The 15,429-nt window shown below is 66.3% G+C and carries 15 protein-coding genes; 9 read left to right on the top strand and 6 right to left on the bottom strand.

The window, feature by feature from the left end:
* Positions 1–66 precede the first annotated feature (66 nt).
* From CLM73_RS17795 to CLM73_RS17825, 7 genes are all read left to right on the top strand, one after another.
* Positions 67–579, top strand: a complete 513-nt coding sequence (locus tag CLM73_RS17795; protein WP_054415947.1) for a winged helix DNA-binding protein — start codon at positions 67–69, stop codon at positions 577–579.
* A 9-nt stretch (positions 580–588) separates the two neighbouring features.
* Positions 589–2,442, top strand: a complete 1,854-nt coding sequence (locus CLM73_RS17800; protein ID WP_105239557.1) for a dipeptide ABC transporter ATP-binding protein — start codon at positions 589–591, stop codon at positions 2,440–2,442.
* Between the two features lie 51 nt (positions 2,443–2,493).
* The gene (locus CLM73_RS17805) at positions 2,494–4,020 is read left to right on the top strand and encodes an ABC transporter substrate-binding protein (protein ID WP_105239558.1); all 1,527 of its coding nucleotides are present in this window, start codon (positions 2,494–2,496) and stop codon (positions 4,018–4,020) included.
* Positions 4,021–4,184: 164 nt separating this feature from the next.
* Positions 4,185–5,108, top strand: coding sequence for an ABC transporter permease (locus CLM73_RS17810; RefSeq protein WP_056562871.1), 924 nt, complete (start codon positions 4,185–4,187; stop codon positions 5,106–5,108).
* 5 nt (positions 5,109–5,113) lie between these two features.
* A complete protein-coding gene (locus CLM73_RS17815; RefSeq protein ID WP_105239559.1) occupies positions 5,114–5,980 on the top strand; it encodes an ABC transporter permease in 867 nt (288 codons plus the stop codon).
* Between the two features lie 40 nt (positions 5,981–6,020).
* Positions 6,021–7,760 (top strand): peptidase M14, encoded by a 1,740-nt coding sequence (locus CLM73_RS17820; protein ID WP_105239560.1) that lies wholly within the window; start codon positions 6,021–6,023, stop codon positions 7,758–7,760.
* A gap of 36 nt (positions 7,761–7,796) precedes the next feature.
* A complete protein-coding gene (locus tag CLM73_RS17825) occupies positions 7,797–8,234 on the top strand; it encodes an acetyltransferase (protein WP_056562877.1) in 438 nt (145 codons plus the stop codon).
* Between the two features lie 10 nt (positions 8,235–8,244).
* Here CLM73_RS17825 and CLM73_RS17830 read toward each other — a convergent pair whose 3' ends face one another.
* The 6 genes from CLM73_RS17830 to CLM73_RS17855 form a co-directional block, all read right to left on the bottom strand.
* Entirely contained in the window at positions 8,245–8,442 is a 198-nt protein-coding gene (locus tag CLM73_RS17830) for an oxidoreductase-like domain-containing protein (RefSeq protein WP_105239561.1), read from the bottom strand.
* 47 nt (positions 8,443–8,489) lie between these two features.
* Positions 8,490–9,068, bottom strand: coding sequence for a GNAT family N-acetyltransferase (locus CLM73_RS17835; protein WP_234015666.1), 579 nt, complete (start codon positions 9,066–9,068; stop codon positions 8,490–8,492).
* An 87-nt stretch (positions 9,069–9,155) separates the two neighbouring features.
* Positions 9,156–10,724, bottom strand: coding sequence for a lytic murein transglycosylase (locus tag CLM73_RS17840; protein ID WP_105239562.1), 1,569 nt, complete (start codon positions 10,722–10,724; stop codon positions 9,156–9,158).
* A gap of 91 nt (positions 10,725–10,815) precedes the next feature.
* Positions 10,816–12,174: an MATE family efflux transporter gene (locus CLM73_RS17845; protein WP_105239563.1), complete on the bottom strand. Its 1,359-nt coding sequence runs from the start codon at positions 12,172–12,174 to the stop codon at positions 10,816–10,818.
* Positions 12,175–12,183: 9 nt separating this feature from the next.
* On the bottom strand, positions 12,184–12,549 hold the full coding sequence (locus CLM73_RS17850) for a hypothetical protein (protein ID WP_105239564.1): 366 nt from the start codon (positions 12,547–12,549) through the stop codon (positions 12,184–12,186).
* A 37-nt stretch (positions 12,550–12,586) separates the two neighbouring features.
* Positions 12,587–13,261 (bottom strand): hypothetical protein, encoded by a 675-nt coding sequence (locus tag CLM73_RS17855; RefSeq protein ID WP_105239565.1) that lies wholly within the window; start codon positions 13,259–13,261, stop codon positions 12,587–12,589.
* Positions 13,262–13,424: 163 nt separating this feature from the next.
* Here CLM73_RS17855 and CLM73_RS17860 point away from each other — a divergent pair, with 163 nt between their 5' ends.
* Both CLM73_RS17860 and CLM73_RS17865 read left to right on the top strand, forming a co-directional pair.
* Entirely contained in the window at positions 13,425–14,360 is a 936-nt protein-coding gene (locus CLM73_RS17860) for a LysR family transcriptional regulator (RefSeq protein WP_105239566.1), read from the top strand.
* Positions 14,361–14,408: 48 nt separating this feature from the next.
* Positions 14,409–15,359 carry an adenosine deaminase gene (locus tag CLM73_RS17865; RefSeq protein ID WP_105239567.1) on the top strand — a complete coding sequence of 317 codons (951 nt, stop codon included), beginning with the start codon at positions 14,409–14,411 and terminating at the stop codon, positions 15,357–15,359.
* Positions 15,360–15,429: the final 70 nt, after the last annotated feature.

Below are 15,429 nucleotides of genomic sequence, written 5' to 3' on the forward strand. Positions count from 1 at the left end.
TATCTACAAATCGTCAATAATTCGCCAACGTTTTGTCGCCGATCCGTCCCCTTGCCTGACTCACCCATGCCTGTATCCGTCCGGGACGCCATCGTTTCGTCTTCCCACCTCGCCTCGTCTGCCCCTGAGCTGTCCGAGGTCGAGTTCGGCCTGATCATCGCGTCGCATGCGTTCAATCGCTGGATGGTGCGTTGCATGGCCTGCGCGGGACTGCCCGAACTGACGTCGCTGGACATCCTGGTGCTCAACCATGTGTTCCATCGGGGCCGGGGCAAGAAACTGGCGGACATCTGCTTCACCCTGAATGTCGAAGACACCCACCTGGTGAACTATTCGCTCAAGAAGCTGGAGCGCCTGGGTGTCGTCCAAAGCGCCAAGACCGGCAAGGAAGTGATCTACACCACGACCGACGCCGGCGCGGCCGCGATCCAGCGCTACGCCGAAGTGCGCGAGCAGTGCCTCGTCAAGCCGTTCATCGACTCCCCCGCCGCGGACGACGCCAGCCATCAGCTGGCCAACACCCTGCGCGCCCTCTCGGGCCTGTACGACCAGGCTGCCCGCGCCGCCACCTCGCTGTGAGAATCCACGTTGTCTAGCACCACCGCTTCTTCTTCCGCCCCGCTGCTGTCCGTGCGCGGCGTCTCGGTCGACTTCAATACCGACACCGGCGGCTTTCGCGCCGTCGACAACCTGGATTTCGACGTTCGGCCCGGCCGCACGCTGGCGATCGTGGGCGAATCCGGATCGGGCAAGTCCGTCACGTCGATGGCGATCATGCGATTGACCGACTACAGCGGCGGACGCATTTCGACCGGCCAGATCCTGTTCCGCGACAGCGACGATCGCGAAGTGGATCTGACGCAGGCCACCGACGAACAGATGCGTGCGATCCGCGGCAACGACATCGCAATGATCTTTCAGGAGCCGATGACGTCGCTGAACCCGGTGTTCACGATCGGCGACCAGATCGTCGAAGCCATCATGCTGCACCAGCAGCTGTCGCGCTCGGCGGCGCGCCAGTCGGCGCGCAAGCTGCTGGAAAAAGTCCGCCTGCCCGACGCCGAACAACTGCTGGACCGCTATCCGCACCAGTTGTCGGGCGGCATGCGCCAGCGCGTGATGATCGCGATGGCGCTGTCGTGCCAGCCGCGCCTGTTGATTGCCGACGAGCCGACGACGGCGCTGGACGTCACCATCCAGGCGCAGATCCTGAACACCATCCGCGAGCTGCAGCGCGACCTGGGCACGGCCGTGATCTTCATCACCCACGACATGGGCGTGGTGGCCGAGATGGCCGACGACGTAGTCGTCATGCTGCGCGGCAAGAAGGTCGAGCAAGGCACCGTGGAAGAGATCTTCAACGCGCCCAAGCATCCCTACACGCGCGCGCTGCTGGCCGCCGTGCCGCGGCTGGGCAGCCTGACCGGCCGCGACCTGCCGCTGCGCACGCCGCAGACGGTGCTGGAAGGCGACACGCTGCGCGAAGTGGGCGAGACCCGCGAACAGAACACCGCCACCTACGATGAGGCCGTGCTGCGCGTGGACAAGCTGACCACGCGCTTTGACGTGGGCCACAACCTGTTTGGCCGTGTCACGCACCGCGTGCATGCGGTGGAGCAGGTCAGCTTTGACGTCTACCCCGGCGAGACGCTGGCGCTGGTGGGCGAATCGGGCAGCGGCAAGTCCACCATCGGCAAGACCTTGCAGCAACTCGTGGCGCCGACCTCCGGGGCGGTGCGCTACAACGGGCAAGATATTTTTTCGATGGACAGCGCCGGCCGGCAGCGCCTGCGCCAGGAGATCCAGTACATCTTCCAGGATCCGTATGCGTCGCTGGACCCGCGCAAGACCGTGGCATTCAGCATCGCCGAACCGATCCGCACGCACGGTCTGCTGACCGGCGAAGACGCCATCGCGCGCCGCGTGGGCGAGCTGCTGGAGCAGGTGGGTTTGAAGCCCGAGCACGCCAAGCGCTATCCGCACGAATTCTCGGGCGGCCAGCGCCAGCGGGTGTGCATCGCGCGCGCGCTGGCCAGCAATCCGAAATTGATCATCGCGGACGAATCGGTGTCGGCGCTGGATGTGTCGATCCAGGCGCAGATCCTGAACCTGCTGATGGACCTGCAGAAGGACCGCGGGCTGTCGTATCTGTTCATCACGCACGACATGGCGGTGGTGGAAAAGGTCAGCCACCGCGTCGCGGTGCTGTACCTGGGCCAGATCGTCGAGCTGGGCACGCGCCGCCAGATTTTCGAATCCCCGCAGCATGCCTACACGCGCAAACTGCTTGCCGCTGTGCCGGTGGCCGAGCCTGGCCGCCACATCGACACGTCCCTGATCGAAGGCGAGATCCCCAGCCCGGTGCGCCGGGTCGGCGACGAGCCCGCCATCGTTCCCCTCATCGAATTCGCGCCCGGCCATCAGGTCGCCCGCGCCGCCTGAACCCACTTTCATCCGTCGGTCCGACCCGATTTCCCGTCCCTGGAGGCGACCATGCAATTCCTACGCACCACCTTTACCGCCACCGCGCTGACCCTGGCCCTCGCCGCCGCACTGCCCGTGTCGACGGCGCACGCCGCCGGCACGCTGAACGTGGCCATCAACCAGGATCCGGGAAGCTGGGATCCGATCGACACGTTCGTGACCTTCTGGGGCTCGGTCGGCAGCAATCTGTACGACGGCCTGACCATGCGCGGCGCCGACCTGAAGCTGCAGCCTGGCCTTGCCACCAGCTGGGAGTACCTGGACGAGAACAAGCGTCTGCGCTTCAAGCTGCGTGAAGGCGTCAAGTTCCACAACGGCGAGCCCTTCAACGCCGAAGCCGTCAAGTTCACCTTCGAGCGCCTGCTGGGCGCGGAAGGCGCCAAGGGCCCGCAGAAGTCGAACTACGACTCGATCGGCGAGGTCAAGGTGGTGGACGAGTACACGGTGGACTTCATCCTGAAGCAGCCGGATCCGGTGCTGCTGACGAAGCTGGCCGGCTACGGCGCGATGATCGTGCCGCCCAAGTACATCACGGAAAAGGGTGAAGACAACTTCAACACGCACCCGGTCGGCACGGGCCCGTTCAAGTTCGACAGCTACCAGCCCAAGGTCAACGTGACGCTGGCACGCAACGACGACTACTGGGGCGGCAAGCCCAAGCTGGACAAGGTCGTGTATCGCTTTATCGGCGAACCCGGCACGCAGGTGGCCGAGCTGCAGGCCGGCCGCATCGACATCGCCACGCTGATCCCGCTGGGCCTGATCGAGACGGTGAAGAAGTCCGGCAATGCCGACGTGATTTCCACGGGCGGCCCGGTGGCCTTCGCGCTGCGCTACAACACCAAGAACGGCATCACGCAGCACCGCGACGTGCGCCGCGCGCTGATCATGGCGGTCGATCGCGATGCCATCGTCAAGCAGCTGCTGCTGGGCCAGGCCAAGACCATCGCCAGCTTCCAGGGCCCGCAGTCGTTCGGCTTCAACCCCGAGCAAAAGCCCCTGCCCTTCAATCCCGCTGAAGCCAAGAAGCTGCTGGCCGCCGCTGGTGTGAAGCCCGGCGCGACCGTGCAGATCGACGTGCGCGGCAGCGATTCGAACTTCCGCGAAGTGGCACAGGCCGTTTCCGGTTACCTGCAGGGCGTGGGCGTGCGCGCCACCATCAAGCCGTATGAAACCGGTGTGCTGCTCAACGACATCATCCCTGGCGGCAAGACCGGCGAAATGTGGCAAAACCAGTGGGGCGGCTGGACGTACGACTACGACAACACCGCGTACCTGATGTATCACTCGGGCCAGAAGTGGAATCCGTACGACAACGATCCCAAGCTGAACGCCATGCTGGAAGCGCAGCGCACGGTCTATGACGTGAAGAAGCGCGAAGGGATGCTGCAGGAGATCGCCGCGTACGTGGCCGATCAGGCGCTGGAATTGCCGCTGTACAGCCTGAACACGATCGTGGGCGTGAACAAGCGCGTGAAGAACCTGGAAGTCCCAGGCGACATCCGCTTCCGTTTCGTTGACACCGCTGTTGAGTAAGTCCCCCCCGAGCGCTTCGCGCTTCCCCCAGGGGCATGCCTGCGGACCGGCAGAGTCCGGATCCGCGGCATCCCGCTGGGATCGTTTTCTTATGAAGCAGTGGCGATGCTTGTTGCTGTCTTAACACTACCGATCCGCCACGGTGCAAGCCGGGGCGGTGCCTTATGACCGGATTTCTCATCAAACGCGTGTTGCAGGCCGTCTTCGTGATCGTGGCCGTGACGCTGCTTGTTTCTTATGCCGTGCGTCTGACCGGCGATCCTGCGCTGATGCTGAGCCAGGGGTCGGGCAGCGTGACCGAACAGGACCTGGCCAACATCCGGCAGGCGCTCGGGTTGAACCGGCCGTTCCACGAACAATATCTGTCGTACATGCAGGGACTACTGCATGGCGATTTCGGGCGCAGCTTCATGGGCGGCACGCCGGTCGCCAAGCTGATCGGCGATGCGCTGCCGGCGACGCTGATGCTGGCGTTCACGTCGCTGATTGTTTCCATCCTGATTTCGCTGCCGCTGGGCATCCAGGCGGCGATCAAGCGCGGCAAGGCGACCGACCAGGCCATCCGCATTCTGTCGCTGGTGGGCCTGTCTTTCCCCAATTTCTGGCTGGCGTTGATGCTGGTGCTGCTGCTGTCGATCACCTTCCCGCTGCTGCCGCCGTCCGGCTGGAGCGGGCCGGCCAGCCTGGTGCTGCCGTCGCTGACCATGGCGATCATCCTTAGCGCCACCAACATCCGGCTGGTGCGCACGACGATGCTGGAGACGCTGTCCGCCCAATACATCATGGTGGCGCGCAGCAAGGGCCTGAAAGAGCGCATCGTGCTGTACAAGCATGCGCTGCGCAATTGCGCCATTCCGCTGATCACGTACCTGGGCCTGCAATTTGGCGGCCTGATCGGCGGCATCGTGGTGATCGAGATGGTCTTCAACTGGCCGGGCCTGGGCACGCTGGCCTTCGACGCCATTTCCGGCCGCGACTATCCGGTGCTGCAAGGCACGGTCACCGTGCTGGCTACCGTCATCGTCCTGGTCAACCTGATCGTCGACATCGCCTACGGCATCGTCGACCCCCGTATTCGCACGCGCTGAGCATCATGCAGACAACCTCTTCCCCCGCCGCCCCCAAGGCCATGAAGCCGCGCAGCCGCTATCGCTCGCTGGAATTCGTGCTGGGCGCGCTTTTGACCGGCGTCATGGTCCTGCTCGTGCTGGCTTCCGGCTGGCTGTTTCCGGACGGCGGCGAATCCATGGACCTGGCCGCCCGCCTGATGGCGCCGTTCTCGTCCGCCGCCCATCCCTTCGGCACCGATCCGCTGGGCCGCGACGTGCTGGCGCGCGTGATCGTCGGCGGCAAGATCTCGCTGCTCGTGGGCTTTGCCTCGGTGCTGGGCGGCGCGCTGCTGGGCATCGTCATGGGTCTTATCGCCGGGTATTACCGCGGCTTCTGGGACATGATCGTGATGCGCTTTGCCGACGTGCAACTGGCGCTGCCCTTCATCCTGGTGGCGATCACGTTCATCGCCATCCTGGGCGGCGGGCTGTTCAATGTCATTTTCTTCATGATCGTGTCGCAATGGGTGCAGTACGCTCGTCTGGTGCGGGCGCAGGTGCTGGCCCTGCGCGAGCGCGAGTTCGTGCTGGCCGCGCGCGCCTTCGGCGTGCGCGACCTGGCGATGATCCGCCATCACATCGTCCCCAACCTGCTGGGTCCGCTGGTGATCCTGATGACACTGAACGTGGCCAACAACATCCTGCTGGAAAGCAGTCTGACCTTTCTGGGCCTGGGCGTGGACCCCATGATCCCGAGCTGGGGCGGTATGCTTGCCGACGGCCGCACGTACATGCAGACGGCCTGGTGGGTCAGCGTCTTTCCTGGCCTGGCCATCATGCTGACGGTGCTGGGCCTGAACCTGCTGGGCGACTGGCTGCGCGACCGCCTGGACCCGACCGGCAAGGTCTGATGAATCAATCCGCGCCCACGGGCCGGAAGGAATGTTGAGTATGTCGTTGCTGGACAAGAGTTTCGATCGCACGCTGGACGCCTGGACGCACGCCTACATGGCGCCGGCCTGGCGCGGCGCGGTCGTGGAAGGCTGGGTGTTCGAGAGCGTGGAGGCCCGGCGCGCCGCGCAGGCCCGGCTGGAGCAGGCCGGCGTGACGGCGCGCTTTCGCAGCGCCTACAAGCCGCTCGTGCACTTCTTTCTTGAAGAAGTCGAGCGCGACGGGCTGGTCTCGGCCGAGATCCGCTATCCGCTGCACGAACACGCGCAGGCCAAGCGCTTCACGCTGGAGGCCTATCCGCTTGTGGCGTTGCTGAAAGACGTGCGCATGACGATGCTGCCCGGCGCCACCGACCTGCACTACGACGTGCGGCTGGCATACGCCGATGGCCGCGCCATCGACACTCGCGTATTCGCGCCCAACCAGCTTGGACACGCGCCGGACGGCACGCCGGAGCTGTCGCCCACCGGCTGGCTGCGCGTGCAGGATGCCGACGGCGCAGTGCAGACCGATACCGCGCAAGCCACCGAATACCAGCTTCTGTTTCGCGCCATCATGGACACGGTGCGCAACCACACCTGGGGTGCGCACGAGCCGTATTTCGACCGGCTGGAAATTCGCGTGGACCTGCCCGGCATCGACTTCGCGCTGCCGGTGGACGAGGAAATCGTCAGCACGTTCGAGGCGTTGCACGAGGACATCTATTTCTCGCTGCTGGAGCACTTTCAGCAGCACTCCGGCCGCCCGTCCGGCGACCGGGGCCTGCAACCCGGCCAGATCATTCCCGACATCCGCCGCCACGATGGCGCGCCGCGCGTGCAGATTTCGGTGGAACCCTTTGCGCCGGTCGCCCCCGTGACGCCGGCTGCGCCCGCCGGTCCGCTGGCGCAGGCCCGCGAACCGTTATCGGCCGCACAGATTGCCGGCTGCATGGCGGCCTTAGGCGGCGACACCTTTCAGGCCGTGTCGCGCCAGGGCCGTCCGGTGCTGGGCACCTATGTGCGCGGCCCCGGCCCGGCCGTTTTCATTTCCGGCGCGCAGCATGCCAACGAGACCTCCGGCGTCGTGGGCGCCCTGCGCGCGGCCGAGGCACTCGCCGCACGCGGCGACGCGCATTTCGCGTTGATCGCGTCCGAAAATCCGGACGGCTATGCGCTCTTTAACCGGCTGCGCGAGCAACATCCGCGCCACATGCTGCACGCGTCGCGCTACAGCGCGCTGGGCGACGACATCGCGTACCGCGAACACGCGCCGTTCTTCGAACGTGAAGGCCGGCACCAGGCGCATGCGATCAGCGGCGCGCAGTTGCACATCAACCTGCACGGCTATCCGGCGCACGAATGGACGCGCCCGCTGTCGGGCTACCTGCCGCGGCATTTTGAACTGTGGACCATCCCCAAGGGCTTCTTCCTGGTCCTGCGCCATCATCCGGGCTGGGCGGACCGCGCACGGCGTCTGATCGAAGGCGTCACCGCGCGGCTCGCCAGCAACGTGCCGGGGCTGGTGGAATTCAACGCGCGGCAGCTGGAACTCTTTCATGCGCATGCGCTCGAACAGGGCTTTGACGTGCTCAACGGCATCCCCGTGCAGATCACGGAGACCGACCGCGAGGAACTGCCCATGGCGCTGATTTCGGAGTTTCCGGATGAAACGGTCTACGGAGACCGATTTGTTTTCGCGCATACTGTGCAGATGGAAACCGTCCTGGCGGCCACGGATCTGTATCGCGCCGGGCTTTAGCGGCTTACCTGTGCCTGACACCCCAGCAATAACAAAATGAAAATCCGAGAACGCAACCACGGCGACGATCTGGCCCTGGTGGACATCTGGCTCCGTTCGGTGCGCGCCACACACACTTTTCTGACTGAAAAGGAAATCCAGGCCATGTACCCGCAGGTACTGAACACGTACCTGCCTTCCGTCAGGGTCTGGGTCTGTGAGGACGATGCCGGCGAAGTGGCCGGCTTCATGGGCCTGACCGGCAACAAGGTCGAGATGCTGTTCGTGGATGCCAACAAGCGCGGCAAGGGCGCTGGCCGCCGCCTGCTGAATTTTGCGCGTTCGCTGCACGGCACGCTGCTGGTGGATGTGAACGAGCAGAATCCGCAGGCGCACGGCTTTTACAAGCACTATGGGTTTGAAGACGTGGGCCGCTCGGCCTACGACGACTCGGGCCGTCCCTTCCCCATCATCCACATGAAGCTCGCCGGCTGAACGACGGCGTTTACCGGCTGTCCGGCTCGTGCCGCGCGCGCCACGCCTTCAGGGCGTCGCGGTAGCGGTCCATCGCTTCGTCATACATGTCATAGACGCAGGGGATGCAGCCGCTGTTGCAGCATTCCTCCGGCGCGGGACGCTCGGGCGGAACGGGCGGCGGGTCGTCGTTGGAAGCTGCGGCGGGGCTTGGTTTCTTCGTGCTCATCGCGTCATGTTAGCGCCGTGCGTCCAGCCCCGGCGCGGCCTACGCCTTCACACGCCTTCCCGCTTGCGCCAGTCCAGACGGCGGATTTCGTAGCAGACCTTGGGCTCCGGCGTGTCGCCGGTCATGCCGACGTAGCGCAGCCCCGTCTTTTCCATGACGCGTTGCGAGGCCAGGTTTGAGCGCAGCGCCACGGCGCCCAGCACGTCCACGGGCAGCAGACGGAACCCCAGACCGATCAGCGCACGCGAAATCTCCGGCGCAAAGCCCTTGCCCCAGCAATCGGGATGCAAGGCATAGGCCAATTCGACGCCCGCACGCCCTGGCGATGTCGACACTTTCAGGCCCGCGCGGCCGGCTGGACGGCCCGTCTCGCGGTCTTCCAGCACATACATGCCGTACCCATGCTCGGTCCAGTGGACGATGTTCTGCGCCACATAGCGACGGCTGGCCGCCGCGTCGCGCGTACCGCCCATGGACTGCATCAGATCGGCATTGGCGTGCATCTCGATCATGAAGGGCAGATGCGACTGGGACATCCGGCGCGCGCTCAGGCGCGGGGTCTGGAAATCGTCGGGAAACTCGGCGGACGGCATGGCTGTGAGCGTGGTGGCGGAACTGCCGATCATACCGGCCGGCGCCGCCTTGCACACTCCAGCCTAACCCTCACCCGCGCCGCATTTCGGGGGGTGAGGATGCCGCGATCCGCGCCTGACTCATTGCCCGGGATAGCCCCGCATGGCTTCCGGCTGATCGGCCAGCAGCGCGTCCAGGATGCGCTTGCCCACGCGGCCGTCCTGCGGCAGATTCAGGCGCGCCTGCTCGGCCCGCACCGCATCGCGCGTCTTGCCGCCGGGAATGCCGTCGGCCTCGCCGATGTCATGGCCGCGGCCATAAAGCTGCTTCTGCAGTTCCTTGATCTGCGCGCGCGACAGACCGGGATCGTCGGTCGGCCACGCAGTCACCAGCGCCGGGCCGCCTTGCAGGCGGTTCAGCAGCAGCGACACGGCCAGGCCGTAGCGGCGCGACTGGTTGTAGTGCAGGATGGCGTCGAAGTTCACCGTGGCCAGGAACACCGGTCCGCGCGCGCCCGTCGGCGCAAAAAGGTACGCCTGCTGGTCGTTGCCCGAAGGCAGCTTCAGCACCGAGCCATCGCCCTGCTTGACGCCAGCCTGCGCCCACTGGGCGATCGTGCGGCGGTCCTTGGATCCCACGTACTCGGCATCGGGCTCGGGCGGAATCGCGGCGGCCAGCTCGGCCGGCACGCGCACTTCCACCACGGCGGGCAGGCCATGCGTCCACTGGGCGCGGCGCTTGCGCAGGTGGTTCGCCGTGGAGGCCAGCGCGTCAGGCAGCGAGTTGTAGAGGTCGATGCGGCCGTCGCCGTCGCCGTCGGCGGCCAGTTCGTAGAACGAGGTCGGGATGAATTGCGTCATGCCGAACGCGCCGCTCCAGGACCCGACGAACTTGTCGGCGGGCACGGTGCCGTCGCGCAAGAGGCGCACGGACGCGTAGGCGTTCTTTTCCCAGAGCTGCTTGTTTTCGGTGCAGGCGCGCGTCAGCCAGGCATTGAGCACGTCGGTCTTGCCGACCTGACGGCCATAGTTGGTTTCGATGCCGAAGATGGCGACCAGCGTCGCGGGATCAACCTGGTATTGCTGGCTGATGGCGCCAAGCTGCTTGCCGTATTTGGTCAGCACGGCCTTGCCGTCCTGCACGCGTTCGTCGTCGACCGTCTTGGCGATGTAGTCCCACCAGCTTTCGCGGCCCTCGGGCTGGCCCTTGGCCGACGCAACGGTCGTGGGCAGCAACGTGGCGTTGGCCGTGTACTTGTCCCAGTCGGCGACGGTCAGACCGTTGGCCGTGGCGCCCTTGCGCAGATTGTCGATGCAGGCCTTGGTGTCGAGTTCGGTGGGGACGATGACCGTGGGTGCGGCGGCGGTGGCTGCGGGCGCGGCGGCAGGCGCAGCCGTCGCGGCGGGTGCTGCGGCAGGTGCTGCGGCGGGTGCGGGCGCGGCAGTGGCGGCAGGCGCCGGGGCGGGCGCGGCGGCCGGGGTAACTGCGGCCGGCGCGGCATGCGACGCCGGTGCGGGCGCGTCGTCGAAGCTGCGCTTGGGTTTAAGCACGGGCTGCTGCTGTTCCGGCGCGGGCGTCTGAACGCGCGATCCGGTCGCCGATCCGGGCGACTGCGCCTGCGCGGCGCTGACGGCAGCGGCGGTCAATGCCGCGGCCAGCAGAACGCGGGAAAGGCTGTCGATTCGAGGACGGGGGAAACTCTGGCGCATGGCTTTCCTGAAAAATCGAAGTCAGCCGGGATCGTACCGCGACCAGCCGCCGAAATCGAACGCGCCCCGCATTGACCGGCCCGGCCGCCCGTTAGGCCACCGCGCCGTGCTGGAATCCCGCCGGCGGCGCGCGCAACACGCGCCGGCACAGCCACATCGCAATCAGGCTGAAAATCGCAAAGCCGCCCATCTGGCCCAGCATCACGCCCTGGGGCCCGCCGAGGTGCGCGCCCAGCCACACGAAGGGCACGGTGCCCACCGTCGCGCGCAGCCAGCCGATGGCGGTGGAATACGTGGCGTATCCCAGGTTGTTGAACACCGAGATCGCCACGAAGAACAGGCTGTTCAGCGCCCATGCGAAGCTGCCGACGCGGCAGAAGAAGACGATCAGGTCGCTCCCGGGGCCGGTGACGCGAAAGACTTCCGGCATCCACGGCGCCAGCACCGCCAGCACGATGGCTGCCGCAAATCCGTACAGCAGCGCCCAGCGCGTCGTGAGCGCCACGGTGGCCTTCACGCGGTCCCACTGGCCGGCGCCCAGGTTCTGCCCGAGAATCGGCCCGATGGCGCCGGGCAGCACGAAAAACAGCGAATAGGCCAGCTGCAACAGCCGGTCAACCACCGTGGCGCCCGCCAGCACGCTGGGACCGAAACTGGAATACGTGGACACGGTGAAGATGACCGATGCCGGCGTGGCCAGGGTCGTCAGCGCGGCGGGCAAGGCGATGTTGCCGATGGCGCGCAGGTGCTCGCGCCGTTCCCGCGCCAGCGGCCAGGCCACCAGCCGGTGTTTGCGGAACACCAGCCAGCCGCCCAGCACGACCGTGGCCACGCGCCCTACCCCGCCGGCCCAGGCAATGCCCTCCATGCCGCCGTCCAGCACGAAGATGACAATCGGGTCCAGCACGGCGACCGTGCCGGTACCGGCCAGCAGCACCCACATCGACTGCCGCCCCTGGCCTGCGGCCCGCAGCAGGTTCGACAGCATCATCCCGATGCCCATGACCACCGCAAACGGCGTGGTGATGAGCACGTACGACAGCAGATGCTCGCGGACATCTTCGGCCAAACCGATGGCCGCGGTAAACGGGCCGATGGCGGCCAGAAACACCGCGCCTGCCGCCACTGCGGCGGCGGCCATCAGGATCAGGGACGCCCCCGCAAGCGTCCGCGCCCGGGCAGCGTCCTGCGCGCCCAGCGCACGCGAGACCAACGCCGCTCCCCCTACCGTGACGCCGATGCAGATGGACGTGATGGTGAACTGCGTCATGGACCCGAAGCCCACGGCGCCCAGCACGGCTTCGTCCTCGAGCGTGCCCAGGTACAGCAGCGACAGGAACTCGACGGCGAAGACGGCCAGCATGCTGGCCCAGCCGGTCAGGATCATCTCGAGCACGTGCCCGCCGAGCGGGCCGGTCACGAAGCGGGCGTGTTGCGCGGGTGCGTTCAAGGGGGGCTGTTATTGCGCGGCAGGCGGCGCTTCGCGCAATTGCGCCAATCGTTGCGCCGCCAGTTCGTAGCCTTGCGCAGCGGCGGTCTCGTACCAGCGCAGCGCCTCCTTCATGTCGAAGTTCTCCATGATGAGGCCCTGCATGTATTGGGCGCCCGGGTCGCCGCGCTGCGCCGCGGCCAGCATTGCGCGATCGGCCATGCCATCCTGGCGCGGCGACTCACCATAGATGTAAGCCTCGCCGCCCTCGATCGTGCCGCCCATCTCGCGCAGCGACGGCGGGGTCTGTATGAAGAGCTGGCGCCAAAAGAGCGCCACCAGCACCACGAACAGCGCGAAAAAGAAGGTCCAGGTGAAAAGCCGTTTAGCGGTCATTTTTCTCTCGATAAAGGCAGGCGCGCGCCTGCGGTATTCAGGGAAGCTGGCTGGCGGGCGCAAACCAGTATTGGAACAAATCGCCGCTGTTGGTGTACCAGGGCAGCAGCATGCCGATGCTGTCGGATTCCCGTTGCACCGTCAGCAGCAGCCCGCCTGCGTCCTTGCGCAGGACGGCAACGTGGCGCCGCACGCCCACGGATTCATGCTGGCGCCAGTCATGCCGCACGCTGATCCACAGCCGGCCTTGCGTGCATCCGGCGGCGCGCCAGATCTCGTTGCCGGGGCGCAGGGGTTCGCCGCCCTCGGCCACCGAACCGGCGCCGTCGTCGTGCACGGCAAGCAGCGCGGCCTCGCGCGCACCTTCCCCATCACGCGTCTCGATCTGCCATCCGCGCGTATCCGCCACGAACGACACGGTTGACCGGGGCGACAACTGCCAAGCGGGCAGCGGCGCATCGCGCATGCCGGGCAGGTCCAACGGGTAATGCAGAAAGCCGCGCAGGTCTTCAAGCAGGAACGCATCGGCATCGCCCGCGCGGCGTTCGCCCTGGGCAAGATAGGTGCCGGTCAGGTCGGGGCATTGCGCGGGATCCGAGGGCAGCAGGACTTGCGTGCCGTCCTTGAAGGACGGCCACTTCACGGCCACCTCGTCCACGCGCGACACGCTGCAGCCGGCAAGCGCCGATGCCAGCAGTGTGATCGCTGCCAAGGTGACCGCGCGCCCGCCGCTCCGCTCTTTCAAAGTCAATGCTGCTCTCCCGGTGCAAGCCGAAGCCCTTGCAGGCGTCGAACTATATCCCGAATCCCGCCGCGCGTTGCCAAGCGACCGGCGCGGGAGAATAATCGGCGAATCGCTTCCGCTCCCCCGCGCCATGACACCGTTCCGAGGCAAACTCCGCATCCGGCACCTGGAAATCGTGCTGACCGTCTCCGAATTGGGCAACCTGTCCAAGGCGGCGGCGCAATTGCACAGCACGCAATCGGGCCTGTCCCGCGCGATCGCCGAAATCGAGGAGCTGGTGGGCGCGCGGCTGTTCGAGCGCACCGCGAAAGGCACGACCTGCACGCCGCTGGGCGACGCCATGTGCCGCCACGCACGCCAGTTGCTAACCGGCTTTCGGAAAGCCGAGGTCGATCTGGCCGCCGTCTCTCGCGGTGAAGATGGCAGCCTGACCGTGGGCTGCTTTTCCATGTTCGCGGGCTGGCCGGTGGCGCAGGCCGCGCGCGACTACCGCGAGGCGCATCCGCGCATCACGCTCACCATCGAGATCGGCACACACGAACGGCTGATCGAGGACCTGGACGCTGGCGCCCTGGACGTGCTGATCAGCCGGTTCACGTCCGCCGTGAATCCGGAGATCTACCGTTCGACCACCCTGCTGGAGGATCCGGTGGTGCTCGCCTGCGCCCCCCACCATCCGCTGACGAGTCTGCCAGAGGCCACGTTGGCCGATTACGTCGCTTATCCGTGGATCACCGCGCTGCCCGGCAGCCGCATCCGCGGCGAGCTGGAATTGTCCCTGCGCCAGGCCGGTCTGGCGATTCCGGATATGATCGGCGTCCTGTCGCTGGAATTCGGCCGCGAATTGCTGCTGGACGGACACTACCTGTGGATGCTGCCCGGCAGCGTCGCGGCCGTCCGGCAGGCACGCGGCGAACTGGCCGTGCTGCCCGCCCGGCCCGCCTTGCGCAGGTCGCCCCTTGCCGCCATCTGGCGCCGCGACCGCCCCAGCACCCGTCAGGCGCGCGCCTTCGCGGCCCAGCTCGAACGCACCATCCAGGCCGATGGCATTGCGCTGGCCGCATGAACCGCGCGCCGCATCCCGAACACGCACCTCATTGATACCGGAGCACCCATGTACGACTGGCTCAACGCATTGCCCAAGGCGGAATTGCACCTGCATCTGGAGGGCGCGCTCGAACCGGAGCTGCTCTTCAAACTGGCGCAGCGCAACGGCGTGGCGCTGCCCTGGCCCGACATCGACGCCCTGCGCGGCGCCTACAACTACAACAACCTCCAGGAATTCCTGGATCTGTACTACATGGGCGCGGATGTCCTGCGCACCGAGCAGGATTTCTACGACCTGACGTGGGCCTACCTGCTCAAATGCCACGAGCAGAACGTGGTGCACACCGAGCCCTTCTTCGATCCGCAGACGCACACCGACCGTGGCGTGCCGTTCGAGACCGTGTTGAACGGCATCAGCCAGGCGCTGGCCGATGGCAAGAAGCAACTGGGCGTGACCAGCGGGCTGATCCTCAGCTTCCTTCGCCACCTGCCCGAAGAACAGGCAATGCGCACGCTGGAGCAGGCGCTTCCCTACCGGGACGCGTTCATTGCCGTGGGTCTGGACAGCAGCGAACAGGGCTTTCCGCCCCGCCTCTTCCAGCGGGTGTTCGACCGCGCGCGGGCCGAAGGACTGCCCGCCGTGGCGCATGCGGGCGAAGAAGGTCCGCCCGAGTACATCTGGGAGGCGCTGGACCTGCTGAAGGTGCTGCGTATCGACCACGGCGTGCGTGCCGCCGAAGACCCCAAACTGATTGCGCGCCTGATCGACGAGCAGATTCCCCTGACTGTCTGTCCGCTGTCCAATACCCGGCTGCGCGTGTTCGATCACATGCGCGAGCACAACATCCTGTCGCTGCTGGATGCCGGGGTGAAGGTCACCGTCAACTCCGACGATCCCGCCTACTTCGGCGGCTATGTCACCGAAAACTTTCACGCGCTCTACGAGCACCTGGGCATGACGCGCGAACAGGCGCAGGCGCTGGCGGACAACAGCCTGGACGCGCGCATCGCCAAGTAGCAGGGCCGGATAGCCCCATCCAGCCATGCGCGTTGCGCATGGCTATGTTCAAAACCGGAATGGCCGGCGC

This window comes from Achromobacter spanius, assembly GCF_002966795.1.
Classification (GTDB): Bacteria; Pseudomonadota; Gammaproteobacteria; order Burkholderiales; family Burkholderiaceae_B; genus Achromobacter; species Achromobacter spanius_D.

Excerpts from the sequence above, each read along its gene's own strand:
- CLM73_RS17795 (WP_054415947.1), top strand. The coding sequence starts at position 67 with ATGCCTGTATCCGTCCGGGACGCCATCGTTTCGTCTTCCCACCTCGCC.
- CLM73_RS17805 (WP_105239558.1), top strand. The coding sequence starts at position 2,494 with ATGCAATTCCTACGCACCACCTTTACCGCCACCGCGCTGACCCTGGCC.
- CLM73_RS17810 (WP_056562871.1), top strand. The coding sequence starts at position 4,185 with ATGACCGGATTTCTCATCAAACGCGTGTTGCAGGCCGTCTTCGTGATC.
- CLM73_RS17815 (WP_105239559.1), top strand. The coding sequence starts at position 5,114 with ATGCAGACAACCTCTTCCCCCGCCGCCCCCAAGGCCATGAAGCCGCGC.
- CLM73_RS17820 (WP_105239560.1), top strand. The coding sequence starts at position 6,021 with ATGTCGTTGCTGGACAAGAGTTTCGATCGCACGCTGGACGCCTGGACG.
- CLM73_RS17825 (WP_056562877.1), top strand. The coding sequence starts at position 7,797 with ATGAAAATCCGAGAACGCAACCACGGCGACGATCTGGCCCTGGTGGAC.
- CLM73_RS17830 (WP_105239561.1), bottom strand. The coding sequence starts at position 8,442 with ATGAGCACGAAGAAACCAAGCCCCGCCGCAGCTTCCAACGACGACCCG.
- CLM73_RS17835 (WP_234015666.1), bottom strand. The coding sequence starts at position 9,068 with ATGATCGGCAGTTCCGCCACCACGCTCACAGCCATGCCGTCCGCCGAG.
- CLM73_RS17840 (WP_105239562.1), bottom strand. The coding sequence starts at position 10,724 with ATGCGCCAGAGTTTCCCCCGTCCTCGAATCGACAGCCTTTCCCGCGTT.
- CLM73_RS17850 (WP_105239564.1), bottom strand. The coding sequence starts at position 12,549 with ATGACCGCTAAACGGCTTTTCACCTGGACCTTCTTTTTCGCGCTGTTC.
- CLM73_RS17860 (WP_105239566.1), top strand. The coding sequence starts at position 13,425 with ATGACACCGTTCCGAGGCAAACTCCGCATCCGGCACCTGGAAATCGTG.
- CLM73_RS17865 (WP_105239567.1), top strand. The coding sequence starts at position 14,409 with ATGTACGACTGGCTCAACGCATTGCCCAAGGCGGAATTGCACCTGCAT.